3 protein-coding genes are annotated in these 2,309 nt (G+C 35.1%); all 3 read right to left on the reverse strand.

Features of this window, described 5'->3' with window-relative positions; all coding sequences use genetic code 11:
- Window positions 1-215: 215 nt before the first annotated feature.
- Entirely contained in the window at window positions 216-1,085 is an 870-nt protein-coding gene (locus BMX18_RS09220) for a DUF4299 family protein (protein WP_074561226.1), read from the reverse strand.
- Between the two features lie 15 nt (window positions 1,086-1,100).
- The gene (locus tag BMX18_RS09225) at window positions 1,101-1,541 is read right to left on the reverse strand and encodes a hypothetical protein (protein ID WP_074561227.1); all 441 of its coding nucleotides are present in this window, start codon (window positions 1,539-1,541) and stop codon (window positions 1,101-1,103) included.
- A 1-nt stretch (window position 1,542) separates the two neighbouring features.
- On the reverse strand, window positions 1,543-2,309 hold a 767-nt coding region (locus BMX18_RS09400; protein WP_180366653.1), incomplete at its 5' end, for a hypothetical protein.

The raw sequence follows: 2,309 nt of genomic DNA on the forward strand, positions 1-2,309 counted from the left end.
AATATCTGTGGTAAGGATAGTCATCCCAGCACTTGTCACATCATCTTTAATCCATTGAGGTGTTTTTTGCTTAAATAAGGTATTGCCACCCCATTCAATTCCTTCGAAAGCTAGTTGGCCGAGTTGAGCAGCTCTAATTGCTAGTTGCTCAATGGTTGTTTAGAAAGGATTATAGAATAGTTGTATTCTGCGCCTAAATATATATTATGAAAAGTTTATTGTAAGTTACTGATTTTTTCTTTTGGCAGTGGCTTAACTGCAACAGATTTGGCATCTACCATAAAAATACCATCAGTTAACGATGTTAAGAATTCTTCGTAACCAACATCAGCAAGTTTTTTCCCTTTGGCATCCATGATAAATAAACGTGGAGTTAACATTTTTTTACCTTGGTATTGTTGTTGATGTTGAGTTGTTAATTCAGGTGTTGCAGGTAAAACAGTTAACACTTCGCTATTAAGATAATTGACAGGAAGGATGAATTCATCATCTTTTTGTTCGATTTTAAAAACTTGTTGTTCTGAAAAATAGGCATTAATTTGTTGGGTTAGTCCTAATCGTTTATCGTAGCTATTCAAAAGCTGGTCATCAGGAACATTGATAATTTGTCCAAGGTAATTTAGATTGATAAAAATTGGTCGTCTAATACCCGATAATTGAACACCTGAGTGAACTTGAAGTTCTTTTACTAATTTATTAATAGCTTTTAAAAGAACAGGTGTGAAACGGTAGTTTAAAATACTATCACGTGTAAATGTTTTTCCCTGACTTTGTACAGTATTCACCTCAAGAATCACCAGTAACATGTTTAAAAACATTAAAGCACCAGTCCAATCAGAAGGTGTTGCTAACTCTGAAACTGAAAGCTGATATTCAGAGCTTTCATAAGAAAGGCGAAAACCAAATGTTGATTTTCCTTTTACTGCAAACAGAACAGATTGGAAAAGTGAAATATTAGAATTTGCACTTGGTGCATTTTGTGCATCTTTTGCAGCAACGCTTATACATTCAAAAATGTCACTTTGAAGTAAATCTCCAATGGTTAATATCTTTTCGCTATTAATTGTGAAAATAATTGATTCCAATACGATGTCCTTTCTCTAGTCAATTGGTAAATCTTTTCTTGCCCTTAAAATTGTGACTTCACTGACAGGGATTCGAGAAGAGTGGTAGAAGCGATGGCCATACTGATTATCCACTACCTCAGCCCCTTCCCAGATATCATTTGCCTTTAAGAATTCCACGTCATCGGTAACAATAGTAATCCATGAGTCAGGCTGATCAAAGTTATCGTCACTTGATTGGAAGATTTCACATTTTCTTCCATTGATTAATGCAGTATCAGTGATACGGTATTTTTTTTCAATATCCTCTTTTTTTACATTTTTTTTATAATAAGGATTTACAAATTTTGATGTAACTAATTGAAATCCGTCTGCAGCTGAACTTGATTCACTAGTTGTTAAAGATAGCGAACCGTCACTTTCAATACCATAATTATAATATGATTTTCCTCTATATACTAAATATGTTTTATGCATTTTATTCTCCTAAGTAGATCAATTTTCCATTTATGACTTCACCGATAGGAATTTCATCTCCATCAATATTTAAATACATCTTAGCACCATTAATCATTTTTATGCCATCTGGATTAGTAACTTTATACTCTGGTGTCAAGTATTCCTCTGACTTAATAAAACCATTCCCTGTTGCAGGGTCTGGGTCTAATCCGATGCCATTATGTTCTCCAAACGGGATGTTTATGTAATCTGTATCTGGGGTTTGAAATTCAATACGAACATAGCCACTAGTAATAATATTACCATCAGCATCAACAAATTTTGAACCGTCATAATCTAAACGTAAACCTTTAACGGCTTCTTCAATATTAGTGATATTAGTGACATCTTCTCGTTTGGTAATATATCCCCTAATTCCCCAAGCATTTTCTCCGAAATAATTATCAGCATCTTCGATTGGAATAATTTTTTGCATGACAGTTTGGCTTGTTGGATGTGGAATAGCATTCCGAATATCAACCATCATATCATATTCAGCTTGGGTCATATCTACAACACGAGTAACACGCAACCTGTTGAAATTTGCCATAGTTGTATTATGTTTAATGAGTTCTTGTTGGATGATTTCATAAGTTGACTGTCCAACCTTCACCCCATCTTCAACCTTACCAACACCCGAAGCAACTTCGCTGGTTTTGGCGAGTTTAGCGAGGTTGCTTGCTTCGTCGACGTATTTGAGTTTGCCAACAGCAGCAGGGCCGACAAGTGTGGCGACATCGAAGAGGT

It is taken from the genome of Streptococcus sp. 45, from assembly GCF_900108865.1.
Taxonomy (GTDB): Bacteria; Bacillota; Bacilli; order Lactobacillales; family Streptococcaceae; genus Streptococcus; species Streptococcus ruminicola.